This window comes from Vibrio sp. OPT41 (assembly GCF_015163595.1).
GTDB lineage: Bacteria > Pseudomonadota > Gammaproteobacteria > Enterobacterales > Vibrionaceae > Vibrio > Vibrio alginolyticus.
Window position 1 is genome coordinate 1 of record NZ_JADDYH010000014.1, and the last position, 26869, is coordinate 26869.

The window sequence follows — 26869 nt, forward strand, 5'->3', positions numbered from 1 at the left end:
TCAAGAGTGATTCGGCACGCGTGGCATTTTTACTATGCGTTGGTTTTAGTGGTTAAGGTGGTATGCGGAAGCTTCGGTATTGCGCGCCTCACACCTTAACAAGGCGTTAGCTAAAAGGGGTAGATATATTGTCAATTGATCGTCCTAAGCTATATAAAAAGCTAGAAGAGAATGAGATCGAAAAAGTATTGTTTTCAGATCCTCTTACTGAAACGACCAGAAAATCACGCAGAAATTTAATGATTGCATCTGTGATGTGTTTACTAATCTCAATTTTAAATCTAAAAGTCACAGGGTTTCTTGGTCTCAAAGCGGAAACTGAAGCAATAGAAAGTGAGTTAGTTAAGGGGATTGGTGCAATTATTGTTATCTACTACTTTGTTGTTTTTATTCTTTACGCCACCATAGACATACTCGCATGGAAGTTTGATCGAGAAAAAACATTAATATCTGGGCATCAAGAGCTTGTCGAAGCTATCGAACGGCACTTTTCAGTTACGATTGAGCATATTGACTATTCTGTACGCGACTTAAGTAATCTATCTCCAGACAGTAGAATGCAAGACCAAATATACAATAGTGAAGCTATTGGTAGGGCAACACAGCTAATACAAGGAACTAAAGATGGTATCGATAGCTTCCGCAAAGATGCTGAGCCATTTATCAATCAATGGCTCAAACGAGTCAATAAAACAAGTATTCTCAACACTAGGTTTTTTATTCGCTTAGTAAGCCTATATGGCTTTGATTTAATCTTTCCATCTTTGATGGCTTGTTTAGCTGTTTACAAATCATACACAGGTATTCATTTAGCTGTGACGGCAATTTTTAGCTAACAAATTGTTCAAGAGGGATTCGCAACGCGTGGCATTTTTACTATGCGTTAGGTTTTGTGGTTAAGGTGGTATGCAGTGGCATCAGTATTGCGTTGCTCACCCCTTAACAAGGCGTTATATTTTTTGAGGGGCTATGAAGAAACAATTAGCGTTAATTTTTTCATCAGCTACAACTATATTGAGTGCAGTCTGGTTGTGGAAAGAGGGCGGTTATGAACCAGCAATTGTTTTAATTGGTGGTGTTGGTGGTTTGATTCTTTCCTTGTACCCCACTAAGGATGAAAATTCTGATAAGTTTCCAGCCCCGACACATATAGAGCATGAAGTTTTAGATGAACTCTATATACACATCTTGCATGTTGAAGGAACTATTAATAAGAGTTTTCTTGATCGACGACTTTGGAATGAACTTCAAGACAACTTAGATCAACTAAAGCGTTTTTATCATAAAAATAAGATTAAGTTCCCTGATACATTAGATCAAAAGGTGCTTGAGGTTATTATGATTGGGCGGAACGTGATGAGTTCGGAAATTAATCAATCTATACCAACAGAGCTAGCAAGTGCTTATCGTAGTTCAAAAGACAATGTTATCGCTGAAATTCGGTTACTAAAAGGTATCGAGCACTAAAATATAACAAACTGTTTAAGAGTGATTCGCAACGCGTGGCATTTTTACTATGCGTTAGGTTTAGTGGTTAAGGTGGTATGCGGCGGCTTCGGTATTGCGTTGCTCACACCTTAACAGGGCGTTATATTCTAAGGAGAAAATTTGAGCAATTTTGATTTTAAACCCAAAGATAAATCTGAGTATATTTCTATATTCTCTCTATGGGACAAAAAGTTAGGGGTTATCGCCAACCTCAAGTTTCTGATTATTGAAATGTTTTTTGGCATCCAGATTGTAGAATTATTGACCGATACAAACTCTATTGAGTTGTCAAAATCAGGACCTATTTCCTTGGGTAAGGCTGGTGAATCCGACAATGGTATGGTTGGAGGTTTGAGTAAGTTTATTCCTGCTACGTTAATGACAAAAGTAATCGAGAAATCGATTGCTGAAATGTTGTTCTATAAATACTTAGGTACGTATAAGTTCATTATTATTGCGGATAAAGACTGTATACCTTCTGGTTCTTGGCGAGTTGCAGAAGTAACTGAAGTTCTTTATCGGTTAAATAAACATGAAGCACACCAGTTGGTACCATATAAAGGAAAAATGACTCTGATTTGGACGTCTTTGGAAACGCTTGTAGCTTCAGTTTCATGGATTAGCACAAATTCACTTGAAATTACGTTGTTGTTAACTGGTGTAATGGAGTTTCTTCGTAGGTTCCGAATATAACAAACAATTTAAGAGTGATTCGTAACGCTTGGCGGTTTTACTATGCGTTGAGTCATGTGTTTAGGGTGCAATACTGTAGCTTCGGTGTTGCGTTACTCACACCTTAATTGGGCGTTACATGCTTTTTAATATCTGAGCTAGCGTTTAAAGAGTGCTACAAAACTTAAGGATATAGTTATGAATGAAGGCGATCATTTAGTTTCACCCCGGTTGGGCTACACCCATCATGGCTTATATATCGGAGACGGTATGGTTATTCACTATTCGGGTTTTTCAGAGTTTTTGGATAAAGGTAGTATTGAAATCACGACGCTTAGCGAATTCTCACAAGGACATAATGTGAGTATTAAAACTCATTTGGTTCCAGTTTATACTGCAGAAGAAAGGGTTCAGAGAGCTTACGAAAAGCTCGGAGAAGATAGTTACAACTTAGTTTTTAATAATTGCGAGCATTTTGTTAACTGGTGTTTTAATGGTTTTAAATCTAGCTCGCAAGTAAATAATGTTGTTTCAGTAGCTGGGGCAGCAGGACATGAATACATGAAAAGAAAAGCTGTAGAAACTACAGCTTCAGTAGTGGCACAGCAAGCAACTAGAATGACCGCAACCAAGACAGCGGAGGTAGCTTTAACTTCTGCAGTTGCGAAGACAGCTGTGTCTACAACAGCAGGAACTGTAGCTGGTGTAACAGCCGCTAGTACAGTAGGAGGTTCAGCTGCCACTGGTGTTGTCGCCGCTGTTGCTACTGGGTCTCTTGCCTCAGCTGCTGCGCCTGTCGCTATTGCTGTTGGTGTTGGGTACGGCGTTAAGAAAGTGTTTGATTGGCTTTGGGATTAAATAGTGACAATCATGTAACAAACTGTTCAAGAGGGATTCGCAACGCGTGGCATTTTCACTATGCGTTGGTTTTAGTGTTTTAGGTGGTATGCGGCGGCTTCGGTATTGCGTTGCTCACCCCTTAACAGGGCGTTAGCTTGCGATGTCAATATTTGAGGCTATTCGCGTCAAAATTAGAATCAATTTTATTAGTGATAGTAATATGAATTATAAGTGTTATGGGCATTTCTACTCATCTAGTGAACTAAATTTTCGGGATGTGCTCCTAATTACAGACTTAGATGATATTTCGGATGACACCCAGATTGATTTACTAATGGTTATGATGAACCCAGGTAGTTCTGAACCAAAAGACCAGAATGTTAAAGTCACAATATTCTCAAAATCATGTGTGCTGACAAAGCCAGATAATACTCAATCTCAAATTATGAAGGTCATGGCCGATAACAACTTTCGCACTGCTATTGTTATAAATTTATCAGATGTAAGAGAATCGAAAAGTAGTCTGTTTACAAGAAAGTTAAAGGGGCTTTCATTTGGCTCGTTTGGCGACAGGCACTCGATCTTCTCCGAGAATAGGAGCGAAGAACTGGATCAGATTTTAGAAAAATGTAAGACATCCTCAGTTGTTTTTGCTAGTGGGGTTAATTACAAACTACGTTTTCTAACATCCCGAGCAGTCTCTAAGTTTGATGCGTATCGAATAGCTGGAAACAAGAGTAAAAAAGGTCTTTTCTACCACCCGTTACCTCGTTCAAAAGAAAAGCAGCGGGAATGGGTTCGTGATATAAATGAACAACTTAAACGCTTAACAAGCTAACAAACTGTTTAAGAGGGATTCGCAACGCGTGGCATTTTTACTATGCGTTGAATTTAGTGATTAAGGTGGTTTTCGGCGGCTTCGGTATTGCGTTGCTCACCCCTTAACAGGGCGTTATGTAGCAAGGAGGATAGATATGCTTAAGTTTATGAATAAAAAGGCTTATGTTCAGTCAGTGGCTAAAGATGTAGCTCCTAAGCTGTGTGCTAAATTTGGGAAAAAGAACACCTATTCGTTTCATGAGATTAGTTGGGTATTGAACCAGATTAATCGCAGCAATGACCGATTCTATAAGTCAGTTTCTTATGGCATGTTGCTGCCATACAGTAAAGAGTTGGCTTTGGAACTACATGAAGATCTAGGCGACTTGTTGGATTTTCAAAAGTCTGTTGGAAAGATCCTATTTAACGTATCTGAAGTCCCATCATTTGAAAGCTACTTACTATATGCAGAAGTAAATGTAGAACCTAATAGTAAAGTGACGAATACCAGTCTAGATAGTTCTGGTGGTATAAACCTTTTTGATTTGGGTAATGGCGAATAGCTACATAACAATCTGTTTAAGAGTGATTCGCAACGCTTGGCATTTTTACTATGCGTTGCGTTTAGTGTTTAAGGTGGTATGCGGAGGCATCGGTATTGCGTTGCTCACACCTTAACAGGGCGTTAGGTTTTCTGGAGACTTTATGGATATATCGGATTGGCTGAAAATCCCTGCAGCACTATCTGCTTTTGTCGTTTTGAGCAAGTTTCTATACGACGTAGCTAGTGGTAAACGAACAAAGCTAAGAGAAGAATACAGGTTTGCTAAAGAGTTGCTGAGTGATATTAGTACAGAGGAATTACATCCCTATGTGAAAGAAAAGGGTTATCAAGCGTTGGTAGGTTCTCCGGATATTTCCGTAGAAGAAATCGAGTACATTCTAACATTAAAAAATCCAGTTAAATGTTTAAAGGATTATGTTCTTGCTCGCGGATACTTAGAGAAAATAGAATCTAGGGGAAACACGCATCTACGATTTAAGCCTAAGTATCAATCGAAAAGAAAAAGGCTTATTTTAATCATTTGGTATCTCGTGTGGTACGTTGTGTTTGCTTTTTTAGTCGCGAGCCCATTTGTTTTGAATCATTGGTATGACTTTACGCCTACAGACCTTTTAATACTTGTTAGTATTTCTGGTGCTACTTTTGCTTTCCCTGCATGGATAAGTTTGCAGAGTGGGGCAAGAATAGTTAGGGGGCAAAGTTTGGTGGAAAATCAAAGGTGTCATTCGTGGGAGCTAGTGACACAAACCTAACAAAGCATTTAAGAGTGATTCGCAACGCTTGGCAGTTTCGCTTCGCTCAAGTTTAGCCAAGCGCCACTCACACCTTAATGCGGCTTTAGCCGAATTTGGAGAGTTCAGTGGAATTTTATAGAGACCTATTTACAAGTGTTGGCTGGTTTATACCCTCTAACTCTACAATGGGCTATATCAGTACTATCGCAAAAGAAATCGAAAGTACTGAAAAGCCAAATATTGAACCATTTCTCGAAGAGCTGTATTCCAGCCTTAATCAAGCTGCTATGGTTACTGAGCGCTATCCTGCTGTGCCTTATATTTGCGAGTATAAGGATATTATTGCTGGATCCATTGAAGCTCATTTTTTGGGGCTAAACTATGCGGCGGTGACGACTTTAATGCCAGTGGTTGAGGGAGTTGGTAATAAGTTAGTAGATGAGTGGGGAGTTGAGCGGAAATTTTGGAATGGCAAGAGGATGGTAACAAAAGGTACAAGAGTTTTGTTTTCCGATCTAGCCAAAAAATGTAGAGAACATGTTATAAGTAATGAACTTGGCATGGTAAGTGAAATAGTTCCCGCTTTAGAAGCATTTGAGCACTATTTAAAGAATAATTTTTATATTAGCTCTACTAAGTATGCTTTTGAAGATAAAACTAATAGGCATGGAATTTTACATGGCTCATTCAAAGATTCTGATTATGGTGTACCAATGAACTTTTACAAAACTATTGGTGCTGTAGAGTTTTTGTGCTTCATTATATCTCTTAAAGAGCCTATCAGTTTTTTTGCACCGTCACCTACAGATAAATCCTATCAGCTTGCTTCATACTATGATTCTTGCAAAACAAACAGTTTAGTCAGGCGAAAAATATTCGGCTAACAAAGCATTTAAGAGTGATTCGCAACGCTCGGCATTTTCGCTTCGCTCAAGTATAGCCGAGCGCAGCTCACACCTTAATGCGGCGTTATGCGCTCGCAGAAATGGAGATAATCAATCATGGAAGATTTAGCTAATTCGTTAAGAAGTTCTGGCCTAAAAGTCAAAATTAAAAAAGGAAAAATTGCAGTTCGGCTTGACGGGCTTTCAAATCCGGTTTCGATAATAAAAGATATACCTGCTGATGAGTATAAAGTGAAAACTAATGATTCGATTCTATCGATAATTGCCTGTCTTTTGCTATTTATTGGTCTGTCAGGTATTTATGAGTTTAGTGGTAATGCTTTGATAAATATTGCACTTATCTCCGTTTCTATATTGTCTTTTGTTACAGTGTTACTTACAGAGTTTAAGCTGACTAAATTACGCGCTACTGTAGTTGCGTTCAATCGTGGAGAACGCGCATAACAAATTGTTCAAGAGTGATTCGGCACGCGTGGCATTTTTACTATGCGTTAGTTCTAGTGGTTAAGGTGGTATGCGGAAGCTTAGGTATTGAGTGCCTCACACCTTAACAAGGCGTTATGCAGCAAGGACGACATTGGTGTTTTGAGATGAACATTGATGAAAGAATAAAATCACTTAGTAAAGTTCTTAATAACTTAATTAGCGCAAAATCAATAATGTATAACGAGTGGTCACCAAAGTTATACTCGAAAGAGTTGCAAGGTTCTGCAGGGGTTTATCATTTCTACGAGGAATCCGGCAAAGGCATAAGATCACTGTATATTGGTAAAGCTGGAGTAGGCAAAGGTGGCAATTGGGACCTGTACCAAAGGCTGAAACAGCATTTTCAACCATCTCAGGAAAACACTTACCTGGGTAAATTTGCCAAATCAAAATCGTTATCTGGAGAAGAAGCGTTGGAACTTCTCAATGGTTCTCAAGTTAAACTTCAATGGGTTAGTTTTAAACCAACTAGCAACCTTGAGAAAAAACTCATGAACATCGAGTGTTTCTGCAAAGCAGTTTTAGATCCTAAATATACCGATGAATGATCTGCATAACAAAGCGTTTAAGACGGATTCCCAACGCTTGGCATTTTCGGTTTGCTTCAGCTTTAGTGATTACGGCACAATGAGTTAGGTAAGGTGGTAGCGTTGCTCACCACTTAACGCGGCGTTAGGCACTTAAATTTAAGTATGTAAGATGAATATAATTGAAAAAACAGAAACCCTATTAAAGAGTTATATCGAAGATATAGGTAGTAATGATAGCCTGAGAGATCATGACAGGAGATTTGGAGAGCATTCTAATCAATTAGAAAAAAAGTTTAAAAATCTTACTCCACCATTAAATGTAATATCTAAAAGATTATATAAAATATCAAAAGATGCGTTCTATTTAATAGAGCTTTTTGATTACAAGATTTACCTTTTAGCTAAAGGTGTTTTAAGTAGCATTGAAACAAAGAATCCTCTTACTTTGGCAAATAATACAAGAGCCATAATGGAGCAAATGGCAGTGTATCATCATTGTATGTCTTCAATTAATGATATGCTCAATAACTTAAAAGATCAGGGCTCTTTAGAAAAGATAAATACAATTATCGAAAAGTGTGAAAAAACACTGCATAGAACATACTCCGGACAAGGCAAAGCCTACGCAGATGACGGAGCAAAAGCAATCCATATTAATGAAGCCATTAAATCACTAAGTAATGAAGTTAATGATGCTCCTAAAGTGTATGCTTATCTGTGTGAGTTTGTACATCCAAATTATGGTGGCAACCTTTTGGTTTCATCAGGTGACCTTGGTAAGGGAATCATTGGGTCGAAAAAACTAGAAGATAAAAACATTGAAAAAATGTTAAACGTTATTTGTTCAGTAATTGAACATTTAGGCTTCAAGAAGCTTGTAAATCCAACATTGACTTGGCAATTAGAGCACTACGTAGAGCTTTGCTTTATTCCAAAAGCTAAGCTAAGTAGTATCTTTTCCGTAAAAAAAGCAGTTCCAGTTGGTGATGGTAAAACGATCAAGACTGCGTTTTTCTTTAAAAATGCAAGAACTTCACAAGAAGCAATGCAACTTATGTATAAATATCTCACTGATATTGGATATGAGCCAAACTTAAATGATCGCCATCAAGTTGGGGATATTGAGTCAATAAAATCAGGGTATCACATTGACTGTTGGGAAACCGATAAAGGGAAGCTCTATTTTAAAACAATGAGGTACAATGGGTTATAATTGCCTAACAAACAATTTAAGAGTGATTCCCCACGTTTGGCATTTTTGGTTTGGGTTTAGTTCAGTGTTTATGGCGTCCATATTAAGTTTTGTGGTGGCGTGGCTCACACCTTAATTGGGCGTTATGCCTATAAGAGGAAGTATGGATAGTAAATGGGAGTGCTTTGGGTGCGGGCATAGCAATGAGCACTCATCATTGAAGTGTGAAAAGTGCGGGTCTTTAGGCAAAGAGCTTGCAAACAAGCAGATGGCAAACCACCTGCTAGGGAATGACAAAGTGAAATCGAAGTTCGAATACTGCTGTGATAAATGTGGTTCAGAGTCATATGAGGTTGGTGAGTTAAGAGCCAGTGGTGGATTTTGGAGTACATTTTTCAATTACAACAAACACCGTTTTTATTTCTTATCATGCAGTAGTTGCGGTCACACTGAGTTTTACAAACGAGGTCTAGGTACTGGACAAAAAATACTTGATTTTCTAGGTGGTTAGCATAGGCATAACAAACTGTTTAAGAGTGATTCTCAACGCGTGGCATTTTTACTATGCGTTGCTTTTAGTGTTTAAGGTGGTATGCGGAAGCATCGGTATTGCGTTGCTCACACCTTAACAGGGCGTTATGTACTTTGGAGAAAATATGGAAGTAGTCGCTACGGAAAAACACGTCTCAGAATATCCCAATCCGTTTTATTTGAAACAAGGTGATAAAGTGGCTCTCGGTGCAATTGACGACGAGTTTCCCAATTGGATTTTTATAACCAGTAGTGAAGGTCTGCAGGGTTGGGCTCCAGTTCAATATATCGAAAAGATTGAAGGAATCTCAGAAGGTGTTTTGCGTTATGACTATGACAATGTTGAGCTCAATACAGTCATTGGTGAAAAGCTGTCAGTGCAGTTTGAACTCAATGAGTGGTATCGAGTTTCGAGGTCAACGGGTGAAATTGGTTGGGTACCAGTGCGCTCGGTACAACGTACATAACAAATTGTTCAAGAGTGATTCGGCACGCGTGGCATTTTCACTATGCGTTAGGTTCAGTGGTTGAGGTGTTATGCGGAAGCTTAGGTATTGCGTGCCTCACACCTTAACAAGGCGTTAGTTGCCAGTGAGGCAAACGCAGCTTAAACAGAATGTTTAGAGTTAAAGTTAGTGTGTTTTTGGTGGGGTTTCGTACTTCAATTTTGAATCGTTCGGGTTCGTGAAAATCGTTCTCAGGTTTCTTTTGAGGTTGGATTTTCTGTTTCAGAAACCGGTTTATATGTTGAAAGTTAGCTCTGTAACATTGTCTGTCTAAAGGCGATTTTTGGTGTTGTTAGCCCGTTTTCTACGGCGTTGTATGTTCTAGGTGGTTTCAGTGACAGGCGCTTGGAAACTGCGCCTGATTTGAGTTTCTTAAAACACTTAAAAGTAGTGTTGGCAAAGCGGTAATTGACTTCAAATCAAAGTTTTAGGCTTGGCAACTAACAAGGCATTCAAGAGGGATTCACAACGCTTGGCAGTTTTGGTTTGAATCGGCTTTAGTGTTTACGACACAATGGTTTAGAACGGGTGGTAGCGTTGTTCACCCCTTAATGCGGCGTTAAGCACCTTCAACGTGCTCGCATCAAGAAACTTTAAGGATTTATATGTGGATTAAAGAAATAAATATCACAGGTGTCGGCGGGATAGAAGATCTTCATTTAACCTTAGATCCTAAGATGAATTTAATATGTGGACCTAATGGGATTGGAAAGACAACTATCCTTGAATCAATTGCCCACACTTTCTCAAATGGGAGAACAAACGTACTTAAACGAAACGCTAAGTCAGGAAAAAGTCATATTCGCGCGAAAGTAGATTTAGATGGCGGAGAAAGAATATCAAATGTTGAGTTTTCTGAGTTTGTTCCCAGTCAGCAGGCTCAAATAAATGGACTCAATGATCTATCGACAAAATTACTCTCGTTAAAAATTAATAGAACCTTCGAATATCAACCTCTTCAAGCTGTCGGAAAGGATACAGATAAACCTAATAGTAGCGCATGGAGCGAGGCTAGAGCAGGTGTTAGGTTAGATGACGTAAAAAACTGGTTTGTTAATCGCTACCTGTATTCACCTCATGGGACGTTGACTGATACCCAAATAGCTAACTATGAATTGGCTAGAGACAGCTTTTCAGCATTAAATGAAAGTTTCACCTTTAGTCGAGTTGACGCATCATCAAATGAGATTTTAGTGAACACGCCTAGTGGAGAGATTTATTATGAATACCTATCTTCTGGCTTTAAGTCATGTCTTTCAATTATATTTGGTATTATAAAAGAAATAGAGTTTAGATTTGTCGATCCTAAAATTAAAGCTAATGACTTTGATGGTATCGTTTTGATTGATGAAGTTGAACTTCATTTACATCCAGAATGGCAAGCAATAATAACTGCAGTCCTTACTGAAATATTCCCCAATGCCCAGTTTATTTGCACTACTCATAGTCCTCATATTATTCAATCGGCACAGCCTAACCAAATAATTGCAATTGAAAGCGTCGATGGAAAAGCTACACAGCGGTCATTGCCAGTCTCTCAACATGGGTTCAAGGGTTGGACTATAGAAGAAGTACTTATGGACGTTATGGGTATGTATGACTTGAGAACGGATGTTTTTACTGATTCAATTAATAGGTTTGAATCTGCTATAGAACAAGAAAATTATGAAGCTGCTTTACGCGCGTATAACTCTTTAGATTCTATGCTTCATCCGAGTAATCACATGAAGAAAATGCTGAAATTTCAGCTTTCTTCTATCAAGGGGGCTGCAATTGATTAAGCTACAAAAGCCGCTTGCTCCTGATTACCTTGATGATGAGACAGTTACTCGCCTTACAGAAATATTTAAAAAAACTGGGAAAAATGTATGGAACCACGAAAAGATTAAAGAGGCATTACTTTTAAGTAGCTCTAGTAAGTGTGCTTATTGTGAATGCAAGCTAAACTCAGAAAGTAATTATATGGAGGTAGAGCATTTTGAAGATAAAAGCTCAACCCCAGATAAGGTTGTACTTTGGGACAATCTTTTACCTTCTTGTAAACGATGTAATGGGGCTAAGGGAACTCACAATGTGTCCATCGAGCCTATCGTCAATCCTTTTGTAAATGACCCTAAATCTCATTTAGGGTTTAAATTGTACCGATTAACTGACAAGACAGATATTGGAAAAAATACAATAGATGCGCTAAATCTAAATCATTCAGAACGCGCCGTATTTAAACGTTTTGAGATTGGTGAGCAAGTTTTAAGTTCTATAAATGATGCTCACGACAGATATCATATCTGGTTAAATAGCGGAAAAAGCACACGTTCTAAAAATATACTAGTGGGTGGTGTTGAGGGTATTCTTTTAGAGTGCCAGCCAAATTCATCATACTCAGCTACTGCTGCAACGGTGTTACACAGCGAGTCACGTTATGTTCAATTGGTGGACTTACTTAAGACAGACGGTCTTTGGAATGATGAACTAGAAGAATTGCACAACCTGTCATTGAGTCTAGTTCTGGAATGTGCTTAACAAGCTGTTTAAGAGTGATTCGCAACGCGTGGCATTTTTACTATGCGTTGCGTTTAGGCGATTAAGGTGGTGTGCGGCGGCATCGGTATTGCGTTGCTCACACCTTAACAGGGCGTTAGCAGTCAAGGATGAATATGAAACAAAACTACCAAGTTCATGAACACATGTATGTTGAAGCTCGCGAAGCTGGCTGGGAAGGTTGGGGTGGCAACGAGCGAATGTCTAAAGCAGTTTTAGTTGAGCGTTTTCTCGAGCTATTTAAACGACCGGTGCAAGGTAAACTGCTCGAACTAGGTTGCGGTGAAGGACATCATTGCAGAGCTTTCCAGAAGTTAGGCTTTGAGGTGGCAGGTATAGATATTTCACCAACCGCAATTGAATGGGCAAAGGAAAAAGCCAGAGCAACAGGAGTCGAGGGTAATTATTATTTAGCGGACCTAACGGTAGCGTCTCTTGAACTTCCAGAACGTTATGATGTTGTCATTGACGGTAATTGCTTGCATTGCATTATCGGTGCAGATCGAGTCATATTTTTGAGTCATGTTTATCGTTCACTGTCTGAAAACGGGGTATTTTTTGTCAGTAGCTTGTGCTCTAAAAATGAAATTAGCTATGAAACTTATAGGGATGGCAGTCCATATCGTCATGTTACCTCTGAAAGTGATCTAGTTGTTGAACTAGAGAAAGCAGGGTTCCAAGTGCTTCATGTCAGTGTTTATGAGCGTGAAACTTCAAACCACATAACGGTGTATGCGATAAAAGCATAATTTTGTGTAGAAAAAACTGCTAACAAATTGTTCAAGAGTGATTCGGCACGCGTGGCATTTTTGCTATGCGTCAGGTTTAGTGGTTAGGGTGTTATGCGGAGGGTTCGGTATTGCGTGCCTCACACCTTAACAAGGCGTTAAGGCTCACGGAGTATTCATGAAATTTAAATATTGTATGCTTGTTGGTGGTCAAAGTATTCATCTGCGAGTAGCTGCTGATGTTATTGAACAATCAATAGAAGAATTCGAACTAGCTGGAGGTTGCTTTGACCCGAAAACATTTTCTAATGTCCCAAGCTTTAAAATCGACCAAAGGGTATATGCTGATGCTGGATTTACTAATGAGGTTCTTGTTGGCATTTGCGTTTTCTTTAGCACGTGGATGGGTAACATGATCTTAGATGAACTGTACGATAAAAGTCTCAAGTTCAGTTTCAAACGTTTTACTCAAGCTTTTCGTGCTGACAAACGTTGTGCCGAAAATCAAATAAGCCTGCTTGCATGTACCTACTTTTCAGATCTTGACTTAACAGTAGCCATCCGTCTAACGTCTAGAAATAAACTCGAAGAAGAACAACGTGATAGCTTGTTTGAGCAGGCTCATCTCAATGCAGCACAGTTTATTAGTGAAAATGGAAAACAGGCTCCAGTCCATTACTATCACATCCAAAATGGCACATTGAATCTTGAACCTTTGTTAAAAGAATCTATTGAACAAATACAGCGTGAGAAATGAGCCTTAACAAACTGTTTAAGAGTGATTCACAACGCGTGGCATTTTTACTGTGCGTCGGTTTTAGTGGTTAAGGTGGTATGCGGAAGCTTCGGTATTGCGTTGCTCACACCTTAACAGGGCGTTATACGAATAGAGGGAAATTATGTACAAAAGTAATGATTTTAACTTGGATTCAAAAGAGTTCAGGTTTAAGAAAGACTCATATCCTTTGTCTAAGATAAACAATGTTAGGGTTAAAAAGTTAAGTTTTCTTGATAATTTAGGTCAAGTTTTATTCTGGGTATGTGTTTTTTCAGGGGCAGTTTGGTTAGTTATTCCAAGGTTGGAAGAGGTGCCACAATGGCTACTAGTTTTAGTTCTTAGTCTGACGGTTGTAGGTTTGGTTTTTGCTCTTTTTCGTTGTTCTAAATATGCACTTCAAGTCGAGTTTCGTCACATAGATGAAACGGGCGTTCAATGGGTTAATGTCGCTAAGTCATACTCAAAGTCAGATTGTGAGTTATTTGAACAGCAAGTGTTGGCACTGAAGAAATTCGTATAACAAATTGTTCAAGAGTGATTCGGCACGCGTGGCATTTTTACTATGCGTTGGCTTTAGTAGTTAAGGTGTTATGCGGAACCTTCGGTATTGCGTGCCTCACACCTTAACAAGGCGTTAGCACAGGGTTGGCATCAAAGGCTAAAAGTTTCTGTTTTTATTGGTTTCTTTTCCTCGCTTTGCACCGGATAAAATGTGCCTTTCAGGTTCGCTCCGGTGGCACTAGATGTGAAGTTTTCGCTTTGAGTTTATCGTTTACGGATTCTAACTTTCGGGCTATTTCTCTGGCGTGGTTTCTTTGGCGCTGAGAAATTTTCGGCAAAACAAGCGTTTCTTTGACGCTGTTGTTCAAGTTCGAAGCCCGTATTCTTTGCTAATTTGAAAGCAGTGAAAAAAGGGCAGTTAAGCATGTTTTTCTTCAAGCCAACTTACGTCTTGATGTTTGTTTTTAGTTTGGCAGTTGTCCGTTTGGTTTGGTGTTTTAAGCCATAAGTTTCGTGCTATATTTCAATATCTTGGCGTGTACCAAAAGCTTAAAGGGCAGCGTGCTAACAAACAGTTCAAGAGGGATTCAGCACGCGTGGCATTTTTGGTATGCGGTGGTTTTGGTGTTGAAGTGCCATGCAGTAACATTGGTATTGCGTGCTTCACCCCTTAACTGGGCGTTAGCATACTTTGATAGGAGTTCAGATGACTACGATAGTCGAACAAATTGTTAATCGTGAAATTGACTCGGTCATCGTGTATGAATCTGACCAAGTTATAGCTTTTGCAGATCATGACCCAATCAACTTTGGACATATTTTAATCTGTCCTAAGACTCAATATCGTACTTTCATCGACTTGCCTGAGTCTGTGTTTTTAGAGATCACCGACGTTGCAAGAGATTTATATAAACGTATAGAAGCTAAGTTCAATCCCGATGGTATCGGCTTTATGCAAAACAATGGAGAGGCACCTCATTTCAACGAGCTCGATCACTACCATTTGCATATTTTCCCTAGGTTCCATGGCGACCAGTACGGTTGGGTTAGTAGTGAACTTGGAATTCAAACTATGGATAAACTAAGAGAATCACTTAAAGAACTATGAGCATTTAAAAAGTATGCTAACAAATTGTTCAAGAGTGATTCGGCACGCGTGGCATTTTTACTATGCGTTGGTTTTAGTGGTTAAGGTGGTATGCGGAAGCTTCGGTATTGCGCGCCTCACACCTTAACAAGGCGTTAGGAGTTTGCGCATGAAATTGATTTTTAGTGTCGTTTTAACATTGTTTGCATTCAGCTCTAACGGAGCAGAGCAAGTAACCACAAAAGATTTGTACGAGAAATTCAACATGAGAACTGTCTATAGCTCTTATGGTCAGAATTTAAAGTGGTATTGTGAAAGTTATCCTAGAGAGTTCTTTTCTACAGAAGAGGCTTCGTTTGTTTCTGATAGTCGACTTGAGTTAGTGTCAGGTGACAATGTTTGGATTTTCACTATTTCAGAGCCAAATATAGTTACTATTGGAAATCAGATAACATCGGGTACATATAACAGCGTCTCAACGTATGAGCTTTACTTTGACCCTCGGACTCAGGACTGGAGGGCAAATGAAACATATATAGACATACCGAAAGATTGTGAACGCTATGAATAAAACTCCTAACAAACTGTTCAAGAGGGATTCGCAACGCGTGGCATTTTTACTATGCATTGGTTTTAGTGTTTAAGGTGGTATGCGGCGGCTTCAGTATTGCGTTGCTCACCCCTTAACAGAGCGTTAGCTGCTTAGAGGAAAAATGATGCTCCAAGATAAAGCTACATCAAGTTCCAATTACATAAGATTTATCGACAGAGTAATCGAAAATCGAACTGTTTGGGGACTTCAGCATCCTGATGGTGGTTGGGCAGTTTGTAATTCGAATCTGTATCCAGACGCATCAGTTTATGTTTTTTGGTCAGATAGAGCATACGCAAGTCGGGTCGCAATTGGTGATTGGGGGTTGTATGTCCCAAGTCCAATTAACCTAGATTCATTCGTTGATAATTGGCTAAAAGGTATTCATAGCGATGGACATCTTGTGGGTCTCAATTGGAATCCAAACCTCTGTGGTACAGAAGTTGTCGCAATTGATGTGGCAAAAATGTTGGTACGCAGCTAACAAACTGTTTAAGAGGGATTCACAACGCGTGGCATTTTTACTATGCGTTGGTTTTAGTGATTAAGGTGGTATGCGGTGGCATCGGTATTGAGTTGCTCACCCCTTAACAGAGCGTTATGTGCTTGGTGGGAAATAATGAATTCAAAGGAAGTCGTCTTAGCTTTTTGGGACGCAATGAAAACTAATGATTTCGCGAAAGCAAGTGAGTTGCTTAGCCCAGATTTTGAAGGGTTTTGGCCTCAATCTGGTGAGCTTATTGTTGGAAAAGACAACTTCACAGCAATCAACACTTACTATCCAGCAAATGGTACTTGGCAGTTCGTCGTTCAATCAATCGTCTCCGATGGCGAAACAGTAGTCACTGATGTTTCTATAACTGATAGCGTTCAAAAGGCGCGTGCTATTACTTTCCATACGGTAGAAAATGGGCTTATCCGTAAACAGAAAGAGTTCTGGCCAGACCCAATGGAAGCGCAGGAGTGGCGTTCCAAGTGGGTGAGGGTGGTGCAAAAGCAGGCACGCACATAACAAAGCGTTCAAGAGGGACAGTCAACGCTTGGCGAGTTTGTCTCAGATCTTGGCATCTGTGTTTACGGTGGTAAATTGAAGTTTAGTGGTAGCGCGTTGCTGCCCCTTAACGCGGCGTTAACTTACTGCATATAAATCAGCGTTTTAAAGCTAGTTTGAAATCTGATTTTTACATCAATCAACGTGCTTGTGTAAGTTGCTTGTGAAAGCGTCAAAAGTCGTCAAAGTTCTTCTGGGTTCTGGGTTCTGGGTTCTGGGTTCTGGGTTCTGGGTTCTGGGTTCTGGTTTTTTAGTTGGGGCTATTGGCAATGGTGAGCGGCGAAAATCGCAATTCCAATCCAAGCATCGGTGGGTGAATTTCCGTGAGACTCTCAGGATGGCATTAATGGTTCAAATTCAAGCCAGTTCAAAGTTCGAAGTGGTTCCAAGGAAAGTTTCACTTTTCAGTTGTAGAATCAATTAATAAACAGGCTAAAGTATTGAAAGTAATAAGTTAACAAGGCGTTCAAGAGGGACAGTCAACGCGTGGCGAGTTTGGCTCTTGTTTTGGCATTTGTGTTTACGGTTATAATTTGAAGTTTGGTGGTAGCGCGTTGCTGCCCCTTAACGCGGCGTTATGAGCTTCAAAGAAAGGAAGGGATATCTACATTGATTGATGTAATTGTATTTGTTGTCCTTGTAGGGTTCTATTTTTACTCAGATGGTAGTGAAACGTCTCGAAAGGAGGCTTGCATTGCTATTGGCGTTTATGGGGCATATCTGGCTATTTATCAATTGATTGGTCCATTTCCAGAAGTAACGTCGAAATATATGGGGCAGCTCTATGGTTTCTTACCAATGTTATCTTTTGGGGTCATTCTTTTCCCTCATTTCAACACAAGTTCACCAGAAGTTGTCACTAAGACTCTAGGTTGGCTGGGGCTGCTAACCGCCTTTGTAATTCTTAGTTGCTTTAAATTGTTCGTTTGGTAGTGGTGACCACGCTCATAACAAGGCGTTCAAGAGGGACAGTCAACGCGTGGCGACTTTGGCTCAAATCTTGGCAATTGTGTATATGGTGGTAAATTTAAGTTTGGTGGTAGCGCGTTGCTGCCCCTTAACGCGGCGTTATGTTCTCGTCGTTAAAAAAGGGGTATGAGTCGAGATTGAGTCCTTTTCATACATTTTCCTTTTGAGACTCTTTCATACTGTTCGAGCGGAGGACAATATGAAAGAGTTAAGATTAACAAATGCTATGATCACGTTCATACTAGGAATGATTATCGCGGGTTTAGTTTCAAAAGGGAGTTTTTTGGGGACGGCGTTCAAATATCCTTCAGACTTTATTTTTATAGTTTTTGGTGGTCTATTAGCATTCCTGATTTCTGGAGTTTCAATTCGGTACTTGCAGAAAGGTTATTGGAAAGAGTCAGCGTTAATGTATCCAATTTACTATTATGGTTCTTTTGGGCTTTTTGCAGATGGTCACTTAGCAGGTTGGACGCATAGTGGCGGTGTGGGGGAAAAGCTAATGATGTCTCAAATATACATTTTGCTGTCACTCGTTTCGGTATTTATTCCACTTATTATCGCTACAATCTCGATTGCTCACATTGTTCTATTGAGAGCAGAGGTGAAAAAAGTACGAACATAACAAGGCGTTTAAGGCAGATTCGCAACGCGTGGCATTCTCAGTTCAAATTGATTTTTGTGTTTAAGGTGTAATAGTTTAGGTTAGGTGTAGGCGTCGCTCACTACTTAACGCGGCGTTAGGATTTTCGAGGGAAACATGGAAAGAGATATCATACTATTTGTAGTTTCGTTAATTGTGAGTTTTATCCTTGGTTGGTATTTTTCGTCCAGGAAGAAGAAGTATTACGAGGTATTATCTGATCTCGAGAACGAGTTAAGTTACATCAAAAAAATTAAAGAAAGTCCGCTGGAACTAGTAAGGCATGCATTCTCAAAACTATTCCTAATTCTGTTTCTTATTTCGTTAGGGCTACTCATTCCATCAGCTTTTAAGTTCTTTTTGAATGACGGCTTAGAAAACCTAGTTGTATATGTACAGTTCATTGTATTCTTCTCAGCTACTGCTTTTTCGTTTTGGACATACAAGCTGTTTAGCAATGTAATTAACTACGAGGTAGCGGCAAGGAAGTTAGAACGTAAAATCGAGAAAATGAAGTCCAAAATAGAACAATCCTAACAAGCAATTTAAGAGGGATTCACAGCGCTTGGCACTTTTACTTCTACTTCAAATTTAGTGTTTACGGTGCAATGTGTTAGGTTGGGTGGTGGCGTTGTTCACCCCTTAATTGGGCGTTAGGCGTTGTCCAGAAAGTATGGAGAGATAAGATGGATAGAACTTTTCCAGATCAATTGAAAAAACTGCACTCAATAGAAATTGACTACGCGGACGGTGAGGGAATTGATTTTGAACCATATGATGATTTCTGTTCGCAAGAGGAAACATCAGAATGGATTAAAGCATGGACTGGTAATTCTTCACTCAATGGCCATGAATATTTAATTTTTGGTCAAGATGGTTCTGGCGGCTACGCTGCTTTTTGGCTTGTCGCCAATGTTGAAGATCTTTTGCAACAACCTATTGTTTTCTTTGGCTCTGAAGGTGAAGTTGGGGTGGTTGCACAAAATTTTGGAGACTATGTTTGGTTGTTTGCACATGGTCTTGGGCCATACGAGGCTGTTGCTTCTCCTGATTTGAAGCGCCCCCTAAATAGTAAGTTTTTGGACTTTGCTCAGGAGGTTGCCCCGTCAAATGAAAGCTCAGTGTCTAAAATCATAAGTGAGGCCAAATCAAAGTACCCTAACTTTGAGCAAATGATTGACGAACTTTGCCAGTAAGCCAAGCGCCTAACAAACTGCTCAAGAGGGATTCGCAACGCGTGGCATTTTTACCATGCGTTGATTTTAGTGAATAAGGTGGTATGCGGCGGCTTCAGTATTACGTTGCTCACCCCTTAGCAGGGCGTTATGTAGCCGCGAGAGGACGGTAAGTTAAAAGGATTTATATATGTTAAATATTCGGCAAGCTCGCATTGAAGATATCAGTGTTATCAAGAAACTACAGTTTCAGCTTAATGAGTATCATCAAGCAAATTTACCTGATGACTTTTTGTCACCGGAAGAAATTGAACAAAAAATAGACCTACACAAGATAATCAAAAGTGAAAGCTCGATTTTTCTGGTAGCCGAAAGCAAAGGGCAGTTAGTAGGTTTTGTTTTTGGTGAGCTATGGGTTCGTAAGTCTTGGACGCTCAAAGAGCGAAAGATCGCAAACGTTGAACAGATTGTAGTGGATTCATGCTTTAGGAGTCAAGGTGTTGGAGTGGCGCTAATAGAGGCATTTGAGGAAAGGGCTATTTCTAACGGCGGAGAAGAGCTGTGGTTAGAAGTATATTCTTTCAATGAATCAGCTCTAGCTTTGTATCGCAAAGCTGGTATTGAGCCCAAGATCCAAATTGGACAGAAAGCACTAACCTGAAAGTCGGCTACATAACAAATTGTTCAAGAGTGATTCGGCACGCGTGGCATTTTTACTATGCGTTAGTTCTAGTGGTTAATGTGGTATGCGGAAGCTTAGGTATTGCGTGCCTCACACCTTAACAAGGCGTTAGGCGATTAGGAGAGTTCATTGTTCGAAGTTGGTAAAATCTATAACCGTCGCTCTGATATTCACGGCGTATACAAAGGGCAACAGTATGGTGGTATCGCTACGCCAGCTAATCATTCTTATGTATTTATATTTACCAGTGATGCTGGTGAAGAGTTCGGCTATTCCGATGGTTTTGGTCCTGATGGTACGTTTAGGTATACAGGCGAAGGTCAAGTAGGTGATATGCAGATGGCCAAAGGTAATTTGGCAATCTTCGAGCACCAGCAAAACAAAAAAGAAATCTTGTTGTTTGAGTCGACGACCAAAGGCTTTGTGCGTTTTGCCGGAGTATGTAGTTACATTGAACACCACATCGAGCAGCGACCTGACAAAAATGGTCAGCTTCGAGATGCTTTCATTTTTCACTTGGACGTACTTCCGCAACCAAGGCTTCCGGGAGTGGAAAATGGCAAGGCTCCTTACTTAACCAAACCGACTAAAAGCAAATCACTTAAGCAGTTGCGCGATATTGCTACGGCTGTGACCCCGAATGATGTGGACGTTAAAGAACAAGTTGCTCATGTCCGTTATCGCAGTGAGGCTATAAAGTTATATGCCAAAAAGCGCGCAAATGGGGTTTGTGAAGGTTGCAGAATCGGGTCACCCTTTGAAACTAAGGCAGGACCTTATCTAGAAGTCCATCATTTAACTAGGCTTGCTGACGGTGGTGCTGACTGCCCGGAAAATGTTATCGCTCTATGTCCTACGTGCCATAGGAGAGCGCATTATTCAATCGACAGCAAAGAGTTCAACGAACAGTTGTTAAGAATAGCCCTTAGCATCGAAGAAAAAATCGCCCAACAAAGCATTTAAGAGTGATTCGCAACGCTTGGCGGTTTCGCTTCGCTCAAGTATAGCCAAGCGCCGCTCACACCTTAATGCAGCGTTAGGCTCTTTAGAGGAAAATAATGAACGAAAGTATAATTACGCTAATTGGTGCCTCAGTTAGTTTAGTGATTGCTCTGCTCTTTGCACTTTGGCAGATTTTGACTGTTTTGGTGGATGTAATTAAGTCTAAGAATGATCGTAAGCTAAAAGAAGACATTGCTAGTGCACTTAAAAATGGTGTGCCAACCTGGGAACATATCAAAGTAATCGAATCATGTTACTCTTTGCTGTCTCCCAACTCCTTAAAGCGAAGTTTAAATAACCTAATAAAGCAAGAGGTTGTAAACGGAGTTACAGAAGATAGTAAATCCTTAGCCTTACTTGAGGAGTGGGCAAACAAGCTTAAGTCAGATGAACCATTTGAGGGAATACCACCAGAATTAAAGCTACCATTAGAACGAATAAGGCAAGAAGCTCCAGAACATCAACATATGATAGAGTTACTTGTTTCCCAACTTCAAGAATATACAGATCAAGCTAGAGGAGAGAAAAAACGAAACTCCGTAATTTCTATTATTGGTCTTCTAGTCGGTATTGGTGGTTTTGCTATTGGAGCGTATCAAATCTATGTTTCAGCTGACTCTGAGCATACTAGCCCACAACAAGAGGCAGTATTGACCACAGAGCCTAACAAATTGCTTAAGAGTGATTCGTAACGCGTGGCATTTTTACTTTGCGGTGGCTTAGGGTGATTAAGGCGCCGTGCGGTAGCTTTTGTATTGCGTTACTCACACCTTAGCAAGGCGTTATGCCTTATCAAGGAGTAATTATGTGGAAGCATCTAGTTAGTACACTAGAAAACAATAGTAGGTTTGAAAGTCCTGCGAGGAAGTTAGATATCGATAATGCTGAAAAATTACTCAATGTTTCGTTCCCGCGCCAATTGCAGGAATGACTTCAAGAAGCAAATGGAATCTATGGAGAGTACGATTTAGGATTGGTATGGCCATTGGATAAAATTGTTCATACAAATCTTCAGTTCCGCCAAAGCCCAAACTACAATCAACTATATATGCCGTTTGATTCCTTGCTATTTTTTGCCGATGCAGGCAATGGTGATCAGTTTGCATTTCCTATTCAGGCAGAACAAATCAGACGAGATGATGTTTTTGTATGGAATCATGAGGATGATAGCCGGTTTTGGGTTGCACCTGATTTGGAAAAATACATCGAGTGGCAATTAACAGGAAAAATAAGCACCTAGGCATAACAAAGCGTTTAAGGCGGATTCACAACGCTTGGCGACCTTAGCTTAAGTTGAATTTAGTGTTTACGGTAGAATGGTTTAGGTTTGGTGGTTGGCGTTGTTCACCACTTAACGCGGCGTTAGTTTGCATGGATAAACTCTCACCCCAGTTATTATTTCTAGGGTGAAAGTCGTGTTATTTCAGATGATTCTGGGGTAGCTGTGATTGACCCAAGACAGCAACGACTAAGATAAAGTCATGTTCTTTGGTGAAATAAGCTGTGTGTTTTCCAATCGGGAAATAAAAGCCATTTGGGTATATCTCGTCACAATTTCTTCCTAAGCCTGGATTATCAGCTAGCATCTGAAACCCTGATAGCAGAGTATCTTTGTAGTTACGCCACTGTAATTCAGAAAAGTTTTCAACAGTGTAGTTTTTTACTTTGCGCAAGTGAGATTGCGCTAAGTTACTTAGCTTGTATTTGTTCTTTTGCATAAGTTAGTTACAGCGAGTTCAGAAAGCTTTCGCCATCAACAGTGTTTCCATTGTTCAAGTCTTCTTTAGCTGACTTAAAGCAGTGTTTGAGGTACTCAACTTTCATAGCTTCTAGCTCTTCAAAGTCACGAATGGACATGACAACGACAGTATCTTTACTGTTTTTGCTGATTTTTACTGGCTCGCGTTGTGCGCTCAGAAGTAGTTCGCCGAAATTTCGTTTGGCATCATTGGCTGTTAATGTATGCATGGTCAGTTCCCAATTGAGTGTACAGTTAGATTATAATGCATCGCATGAAATGTTCAATTTAATTAAATCGTGCGATTTGTGTGAAATGCAAACTAACAAACTGTTCAAGAGGGATTCGCAACGCGTGGCATTTTTACTATGCGTTGGTTTTAGTGGTTAAGGTGGTATGCGGGGGCATCGGTATTGCGTCGCTCACCCCTTAACAGGGCGTTAGTTTGCAAGAGGAAAAACGCAACTATATCGCAAGCTCTAGTGGTAAAAGCTCAAAGTCTAAATTGTCGTATCGGCGTTCAATTTCAGTGTTAACTAGCGTGGTGGAAATCCAAAATTGGCATCGTTTCAACGGTTGATTTGTTCTTTGGTTCGGCGACTTTTTGGTTCACTGAGTCGAACTTTTTTGTTGAAACTCTGTTCGTTGAGTTTGTTGGTACAAAAGCCGATTTTCTCGCTGAAATGACGTTTTCTCTGGTGTGGTAAGTTCATGTGGTTTCATTGACTAGCCGCTTTGAGACTACGCCTGACTTAAATGCATCAAAGCACATAAAGCTTGTTGTTCGCAAAGTTTAAAATAAAGTAAAATCAATCCTTTGGGCCTGCAAACTAACAAACTGCTCAAGAGGGATTCACAACGCGTGGCATTTTTACTATGCGTTGATTTCAGTGATTAAGGTGGTATGCAGCGGCTTTGGTATTGCGTTGTTCACCCCTTAGCAGGGCGTTATGCCGCTATATGAAAAACGGGAGAGGACATGAAAGGGGAAATTGTTCGCTGGGTTGATGAGCGCGGTTTTGGGTTCATAAATTCCAATGAACTGGATGGTGACATTTTTGTTCATGTATCCAAGTTCAAAAAAGGATACCGACGCCCCCGAATAGGGGACCAAGTAGAGTTTCAACTGGCAAGTACTCAGCCTAAGTTAAGTGCGGAAAGTGCTCAGTTAGTCGGTGTCAAACCACAGAAAAGCAATTCTTTTTCAGTTGTATTATCAGCAGTTATCGTCGGTCTAATAGGCGCAGCCTTCTATCTGTTTTATATAGAGCCTAAGTTAAACCCTGCATATGAAAATATGGGGTTCAGTTGTCAAGGCAAGACTTACTGTAGCGAAATGGCGTCTTGTGATGAAGCAAAGTTTTATTTATCAAATTGTCCAAATGTCAAAATAGATGGCGACAATGATGGTACTCCTTGCGAGAGTCAGTTATGTGGTAGTTGGTAGGATCGGCATAACAAACTGTTTAAGAGTGATTCGCAACGCGTGGCATTTTTACTATGCGTTGGTTTTAGTGTTTAAGGTGGTATGCAGCGGCATCGGGATTGCGTTGCTCACACCTTAACAGGGCGTTAGAGGGCTTATGAAAATAATACAACTGTTGATACTTGCTAAAGCTATATTTTTAAGTGGGTGTGTTGTTTACTTAGATCATCCTGATGCACAAAGAATAAGTGGCAAAGTTATCTGGAGAGACACAGGAAAACCTGCCGAAGATGCTAATATAACAATTTGGGAGGGGAGGACATTTTTCACTTTGTTTCCCATTTCCTATCCCGCAGCAGGTTGGGCAACTTCTGACGCAGAGGGTAATTTTACTGTTGTTCTAGAAAACCAATGGCCTGCAGACGTTACAGCACATGTTCCCTGTGGGTTTGGTAAACGTATTGTCAATGAAAGCGAAGTTAATCAAATCATTATAGAGTTGGAAGAGTCATCTTCTAGCGAGTGCTTAACTCCGATAGTTGATTGAAGACGCACAAAACTAAATTGGTGTTGTATCGTTCAGTAATGATCGACCAACTCAACCCCGCCCTCTAACAAACAATTTAAGAGTGATTCAGCACGCTTGGCAGTTTTGGTTTGGGTTGAGTTCGGTGTTTACGGTGGTCAAATTGAGTGTCGTGGTCGCGTGCTTCACACCTTAATTGGGCGTTATGTGGAAAGCCTAGCCAATCGGATGTGGCTAGGCTGCAAGCTATTTATTTGAAAATCTCGTTAGCCATTTTCAGTAGCACGTGGCTGATGAAAATAAACATCACCGTATAGATGTTGAGGTCTGGGGTTGCCTCTAAAAAAGGCACATTGGTCGAAATAATTCGGCTAAAGACCAGTAGTCCTGTAAATAGAGAAAATGAGCCTAGAATCTTGTTGATACACATGGTAGCAATTCGAGTTTGTTGATGCTGAAACCTATCGTACAAAACGTTTAGTACGAACATCAGGACTGCAAGAGCCATCAGAGCATAAACTTTCGTTGTTTCAAACGGTTTTAGCAGATAGTCAGTCCAATCAGGGACGGAAGAGCTTAGAGTCATATCGTTACTAATAATATAGTAAGAGCATAAATCTGCCAGTGTTACAAAGACTGCGATAAATACCATTTGGCTAATACATAGTCGAGAATGCGAAGGTAGTTTAGTTTTGAAAACGGTGTTGGTTAGAATGCTTTTTAGTAAACTTGTCATTATTACTTCTTGGGTTTTTTGTTAATTAAGAAACACGAACCAAAAGGTTAAAATGGATCGTGACTTCACTTGAAGCTAACTCTAGATGAGGGCTTTGCTCAAAAAATCAAGTGCTTACTGTGATTTTTCACATAACAAACTGTTTAAGAGTGATTCGCAACGCGTGGCATTTTCACTATGCGTTGGTTTTAGTGATTAAGGTGGGGTGCGGAAGCTTCGGCATTGCGTTGCTCACACCTTAACAGGGCGTTATACAAACGGAGGTAACTGTGAGTTTAGAAGAACTTAATCTTGAAAATCTTCCCCTTCAAAATGAACTGGTTAAATCTGCTTGTTCTGCGTTTATTTGCGAAGACAATGTGGTTGCCGCTGTGCTATTAGGCTCATTGGCTTCAGGTAAGGGTGACCGAGTATCTGACGCTGACATTTTGATTCTTACTCAAAATGAATTCCATAAATCCACACAAGAGTGTTTCTCAGCTTTTGAGCGTGGCAAAGAAATTTTCTATCGTAATCAAGGCTTCCATAACGAGAATGCTTACTTTACAAAGTACATCTTTACGGATTTAACCAGCACAGAGATTCATTGCCTAGATCTAAGCGAACCTTTTGATATATCAAGACCTTTCAAAGTGCTATTTGATAAATCGGGTGCTGTGGAGTCTCGATTAACCGATGCTCCAGCACCAAAGCATGAAGACTTTCCTGCATATACAAATGGTGACCAAGGCTTAATCTGGGAGCTTTTAGAGTGTATAAAGTGGTTAAGCCGAGGTAAAAATGAACTAGCCAAATCTTACCTTAAGAAGTTGGCGGCTAAGCTGTAAAAGTTTGTATAACAAAGCGTTTAAGACGGATTCACAACGCTTGGCAGTTTTGGTCTAATTCAGCTTAAGTGTTTACGGTGCAATGGTTTAGGTGAGGTGGTCGCGTTGTTCACCCCTTAACGCGGCGTTAGTTGCCAACGAGGAAAACGCAGCTAAAGCAGAATGTTTAGAGTTAAAATTAGTGTGTTTTTGGTGGCGTTTCGTACTTTAATTTTGAATCGTTCGGGTTTGTGAAAATCGTTCTCAGGTTTCTTTTGTGGTTGGATTTTCTGTTTCAGAAACCGATTTGTTTGTTGAAAGTCAGCTTTCAATATTGTCTTCTCAAAAGATTTTTTTGGTGTTGTTAGTCCGTTTTCTACGGCGTTATCTGTTCCAAGTGGTTTCATTGGCAGGCGCTTTGAAACTACGCCTGATTTGAGTTTTTCAAAGCACGTAAAAACAGTGTAGGCAAAGCGGTAATCAACTCCAAACCTAAGCCTTGGGTTTGGCAACTAACAAAGCATTCAAGAGGGATTCACAACGCTTGGCAATTTTGGTTTGAATCGGCTTTAGTGTTTACGGCACAATGGTTTAGGTTAGGTGGTGGCGTTGTTCACCCCTTA

General features: G+C 40.1%; 34 protein-coding genes and 1 pseudogene. 32 read left to right on the plus strand and 3 right to left on the minus strand.

What is annotated here, in order from left to right:
* Positions 1-128: 128 nt before the first annotated feature.
* The 29 genes and pseudogenes from IQP38_RS03490 to IQP38_RS26195 form a co-directional block, all read left to right on the plus strand.
* Positions 129-836, plus strand: a complete 708-nt coding sequence (locus IQP38_RS03490; protein ID WP_193837313.1) for a hypothetical protein — start codon at positions 129-131, stop codon at positions 834-836.
* Between the two features lie 133 nt (positions 837-969).
* Positions 970-1467, plus strand: a complete 498-nt coding sequence (locus IQP38_RS03500) for a hypothetical protein (protein ID WP_115386084.1) — start codon at positions 970-972, stop codon at positions 1465-1467.
* 141 nt (positions 1468-1608) lie between these two features.
* Positions 1609-2181: a hypothetical protein gene (locus IQP38_RS03510; RefSeq protein WP_193837314.1), complete on the plus strand. Its 573-nt coding sequence runs from the start codon at positions 1609-1611 to the stop codon at positions 2179-2181.
* Positions 2182-2358: 177 nt separating this feature from the next.
* Entirely contained in the window at positions 2359-3018 is a 660-nt protein-coding gene (locus IQP38_RS03520) for a lecithin retinol acyltransferase family protein (protein ID WP_017633721.1), read from the plus strand.
* Between the two features lie 142 nt (positions 3019-3160).
* Positions 3161-3838, plus strand: coding sequence for a DUF1643 domain-containing protein (locus IQP38_RS03530; protein ID WP_193837316.1), 678 nt, complete (start codon positions 3161-3163; stop codon positions 3836-3838).
* A 136-nt stretch (positions 3839-3974) separates the two neighbouring features.
* Positions 3975-4382: a hypothetical protein gene (locus tag IQP38_RS03540; RefSeq protein WP_176225793.1), complete on the plus strand. Its 408-nt coding sequence runs from the start codon at positions 3975-3977 to the stop codon at positions 4380-4382.
* Positions 4383-4524: 142 nt separating this feature from the next.
* Positions 4525-5136, plus strand: coding sequence for a hypothetical protein (locus IQP38_RS03550; protein ID WP_193837317.1), 612 nt, complete (start codon positions 4525-4527; stop codon positions 5134-5136).
* 107 nt (positions 5137-5243) lie between these two features.
* Positions 5244-6002, plus strand: a complete 759-nt coding sequence (locus IQP38_RS03555; RefSeq protein WP_193837318.1) for a hypothetical protein — start codon at positions 5244-5246, stop codon at positions 6000-6002.
* A gap of 117 nt (positions 6003-6119) precedes the next feature.
* Entirely contained in the window at positions 6120-6467 is a 348-nt protein-coding gene (locus tag IQP38_RS03560; RefSeq protein ID WP_031780756.1) for a hypothetical protein, read from the plus strand.
* 146 nt (positions 6468-6613) lie between these two features.
* Positions 6614-7057 carry a hypothetical protein gene (locus IQP38_RS03570; RefSeq protein WP_017635413.1) on the plus strand — a complete coding sequence of 148 codons (444 nt, stop codon included), beginning with the start codon at positions 6614-6616 and terminating at the stop codon, positions 7055-7057.
* A gap of 151 nt (positions 7058-7208) precedes the next feature.
* The gene (locus IQP38_RS03575) at positions 7209-8252 is read left to right on the plus strand and encodes a hypothetical protein (RefSeq protein ID WP_193837320.1); all 1044 of its coding nucleotides are present in this window, start codon (positions 7209-7211) and stop codon (positions 8250-8252) included.
* Positions 8253-8394: 142 nt separating this feature from the next.
* A complete protein-coding gene (locus IQP38_RS03580) occupies positions 8395-8742 on the plus strand; it encodes a zinc ribbon domain-containing protein (protein WP_005448158.1) in 348 nt (115 codons plus the stop codon).
* 145 nt (positions 8743-8887) lie between these two features.
* Positions 8888-9229 carry an SH3 domain-containing protein gene (locus tag IQP38_RS03590; protein ID WP_017635398.1) on the plus strand — a complete coding sequence of 114 codons (342 nt, stop codon included), beginning with the start codon at positions 8888-8890 and terminating at the stop codon, positions 9227-9229.
* 644 nt (positions 9230-9873) lie between these two features.
* Positions 9874-11049: an AAA family ATPase gene (locus IQP38_RS03600; RefSeq protein WP_017635397.1), complete on the plus strand. Its 1176-nt coding sequence runs from the start codon at positions 9874-9876 to the stop codon at positions 11047-11049.
* Positions 11042-11788 (plus strand): HNH endonuclease, encoded by a 747-nt coding sequence (locus IQP38_RS03605; protein WP_193263331.1) that lies wholly within the window; start codon positions 11042-11044, stop codon positions 11786-11788. Before IQP38_RS03600 ends, IQP38_RS03605 begins: the two co-directional genes overlap by 8 nt.
* A 128-nt stretch (positions 11789-11916) precedes the next feature.
* Positions 11917-12555: a class I SAM-dependent methyltransferase gene (locus tag IQP38_RS03615; RefSeq protein WP_005382559.1), complete on the plus strand. Its 639-nt coding sequence runs from the start codon at positions 11917-11919 to the stop codon at positions 12553-12555.
* Between the two features lie 157 nt (positions 12556-12712).
* Entirely contained in the window at positions 12713-13291 is a 579-nt protein-coding gene (locus IQP38_RS03625) for a hypothetical protein (RefSeq protein WP_193837322.1), read from the plus strand.
* A gap of 142 nt (positions 13292-13433) precedes the next feature.
* Positions 13434-13832, plus strand: coding sequence for a DUF6232 family protein (locus IQP38_RS03635; RefSeq protein ID WP_025539256.1), 399 nt, complete (start codon positions 13434-13436; stop codon positions 13830-13832).
* A gap of 687 nt (positions 13833-14519) precedes the next feature.
* Positions 14520-14921, plus strand: coding sequence for an HIT family protein (locus IQP38_RS03650; RefSeq protein ID WP_017636213.1), 402 nt, complete (start codon positions 14520-14522; stop codon positions 14919-14921).
* A 148-nt stretch (positions 14922-15069) separates the two neighbouring features.
* Positions 15070-15471: a hypothetical protein gene (locus IQP38_RS03660; RefSeq protein ID WP_053304463.1), complete on the plus strand. Its 402-nt coding sequence runs from the start codon at positions 15070-15072 to the stop codon at positions 15469-15471.
* A gap of 142 nt (positions 15472-15613) precedes the next feature.
* The gene (locus IQP38_RS03670; protein ID WP_025998600.1) at positions 15614-15976 is read left to right on the plus strand and encodes a DUF2750 domain-containing protein; all 363 of its coding nucleotides are present in this window, start codon (positions 15614-15616) and stop codon (positions 15974-15976) included.
* Positions 15977-16111: 135 nt separating this feature from the next.
* Positions 16112-16504 (plus strand): nuclear transport factor 2 family protein, encoded by a 393-nt coding sequence (locus IQP38_RS03680; protein ID WP_017634384.1) that lies wholly within the window; start codon positions 16112-16114, stop codon positions 16502-16504.
* 648 nt (positions 16505-17152) lie between these two features.
* Positions 17153-17476, plus strand: a complete 324-nt coding sequence (locus IQP38_RS03685) for a hypothetical protein (RefSeq protein WP_017634385.1) — start codon at positions 17153-17155, stop codon at positions 17474-17476.
* 235 nt (positions 17477-17711) lie between these two features.
* Positions 17712-18137 (plus strand): hypothetical protein, encoded by a 426-nt coding sequence (locus tag IQP38_RS03690; protein ID WP_017634386.1) that lies wholly within the window; start codon positions 17712-17714, stop codon positions 18135-18137.
* Between the two features lie 704 nt (positions 18138-18841).
* Complete coding sequence (locus IQP38_RS03695; RefSeq protein WP_025998675.1) at positions 18842-19351, plus strand: SMI1/KNR4 family protein; 510 nt, start codon at positions 18842-18844, stop codon at positions 19349-19351.
* Positions 19352-19520: 169 nt separating this feature from the next.
* The gene (locus tag IQP38_RS03705) at positions 19521-19991 is read left to right on the plus strand and encodes a GNAT family N-acetyltransferase (RefSeq protein ID WP_005377057.1); all 471 of its coding nucleotides are present in this window, start codon (positions 19521-19523) and stop codon (positions 19989-19991) included.
* A gap of 150 nt (positions 19992-20141) precedes the next feature.
* A complete protein-coding gene (locus IQP38_RS03715; protein ID WP_054577369.1) occupies positions 20142-20975 on the plus strand; it encodes an HNH endonuclease in 834 nt (277 codons plus the stop codon).
* A 95-nt stretch (positions 20976-21070) separates the two neighbouring features.
* On the plus strand, positions 21071-21706 hold the full coding sequence (locus tag IQP38_RS03720) for a hypothetical protein (RefSeq protein ID WP_017633505.1): 636 nt from the start codon (positions 21071-21073) through the stop codon (positions 21704-21706).
* Between the two features lie 251 nt (positions 21707-21957).
* A pseudogene (locus tag IQP38_RS26195) lies at positions 21958-22254 on the plus strand (SMI1/KNR4 family protein); the annotation flags it as partial.
* 178 nt (positions 22255-22432) lie between these two features.
* On the opposite strand, the gene IQP38_RS03730 reads toward IQP38_RS26195, so the two are convergent.
* Positions 22433-22732, minus strand: a complete 300-nt coding sequence (locus IQP38_RS03730; protein ID WP_017633502.1) for a type II toxin-antitoxin system RelE/ParE family toxin — start codon at positions 22730-22732, stop codon at positions 22433-22435.
* A 7-nt stretch (positions 22733-22739) separates the two neighbouring features.
* The gene (locus IQP38_RS03735; protein ID WP_005442033.1) at positions 22740-22982 is read right to left on the minus strand and encodes a type II toxin-antitoxin system Phd/YefM family antitoxin; all 243 of its coding nucleotides are present in this window, start codon (positions 22980-22982) and stop codon (positions 22740-22742) included.
* Between the two features lie 749 nt (positions 22983-23731).
* On the opposite strand from IQP38_RS03735, the gene IQP38_RS03750 reads away from it, so the two are divergent.
* Together IQP38_RS03750 and IQP38_RS03760 are read left to right on the plus strand one after the other, a co-directional pair.
* On the plus strand, positions 23732-24199 hold the full coding sequence (locus tag IQP38_RS03750; RefSeq protein ID WP_029804521.1) for a cold shock domain-containing protein: 468 nt from the start codon (positions 23732-23734) through the stop codon (positions 24197-24199).
* A 136-nt stretch (positions 24200-24335) separates the two neighbouring features.
* Positions 24336-24725, plus strand: a complete 390-nt coding sequence (locus IQP38_RS03760) for a hypothetical protein (RefSeq protein ID WP_017633499.1) — start codon at positions 24336-24338, stop codon at positions 24723-24725.
* Between the two features lie 229 nt (positions 24726-24954).
* Here the strand turns inward: IQP38_RS03760 and IQP38_RS03765 are convergent, their stop codons facing one another.
* A complete protein-coding gene (locus IQP38_RS03765; RefSeq protein ID WP_017633497.1) occupies positions 24955-25440 on the minus strand; it encodes a hypothetical protein in 486 nt (161 codons plus the stop codon).
* A 269-nt stretch (positions 25441-25709) separates the two neighbouring features.
* Here IQP38_RS03765 and IQP38_RS03775 point away from each other — a divergent pair, with 269 nt between their 5' ends.
* Positions 25710-26267, plus strand: coding sequence for a nucleotidyltransferase domain-containing protein (locus IQP38_RS03775; protein ID WP_017634132.1), 558 nt, complete (start codon positions 25710-25712; stop codon positions 26265-26267).
* The last annotated feature ends 602 nt before the right edge of the window (positions 26268-26869 follow it).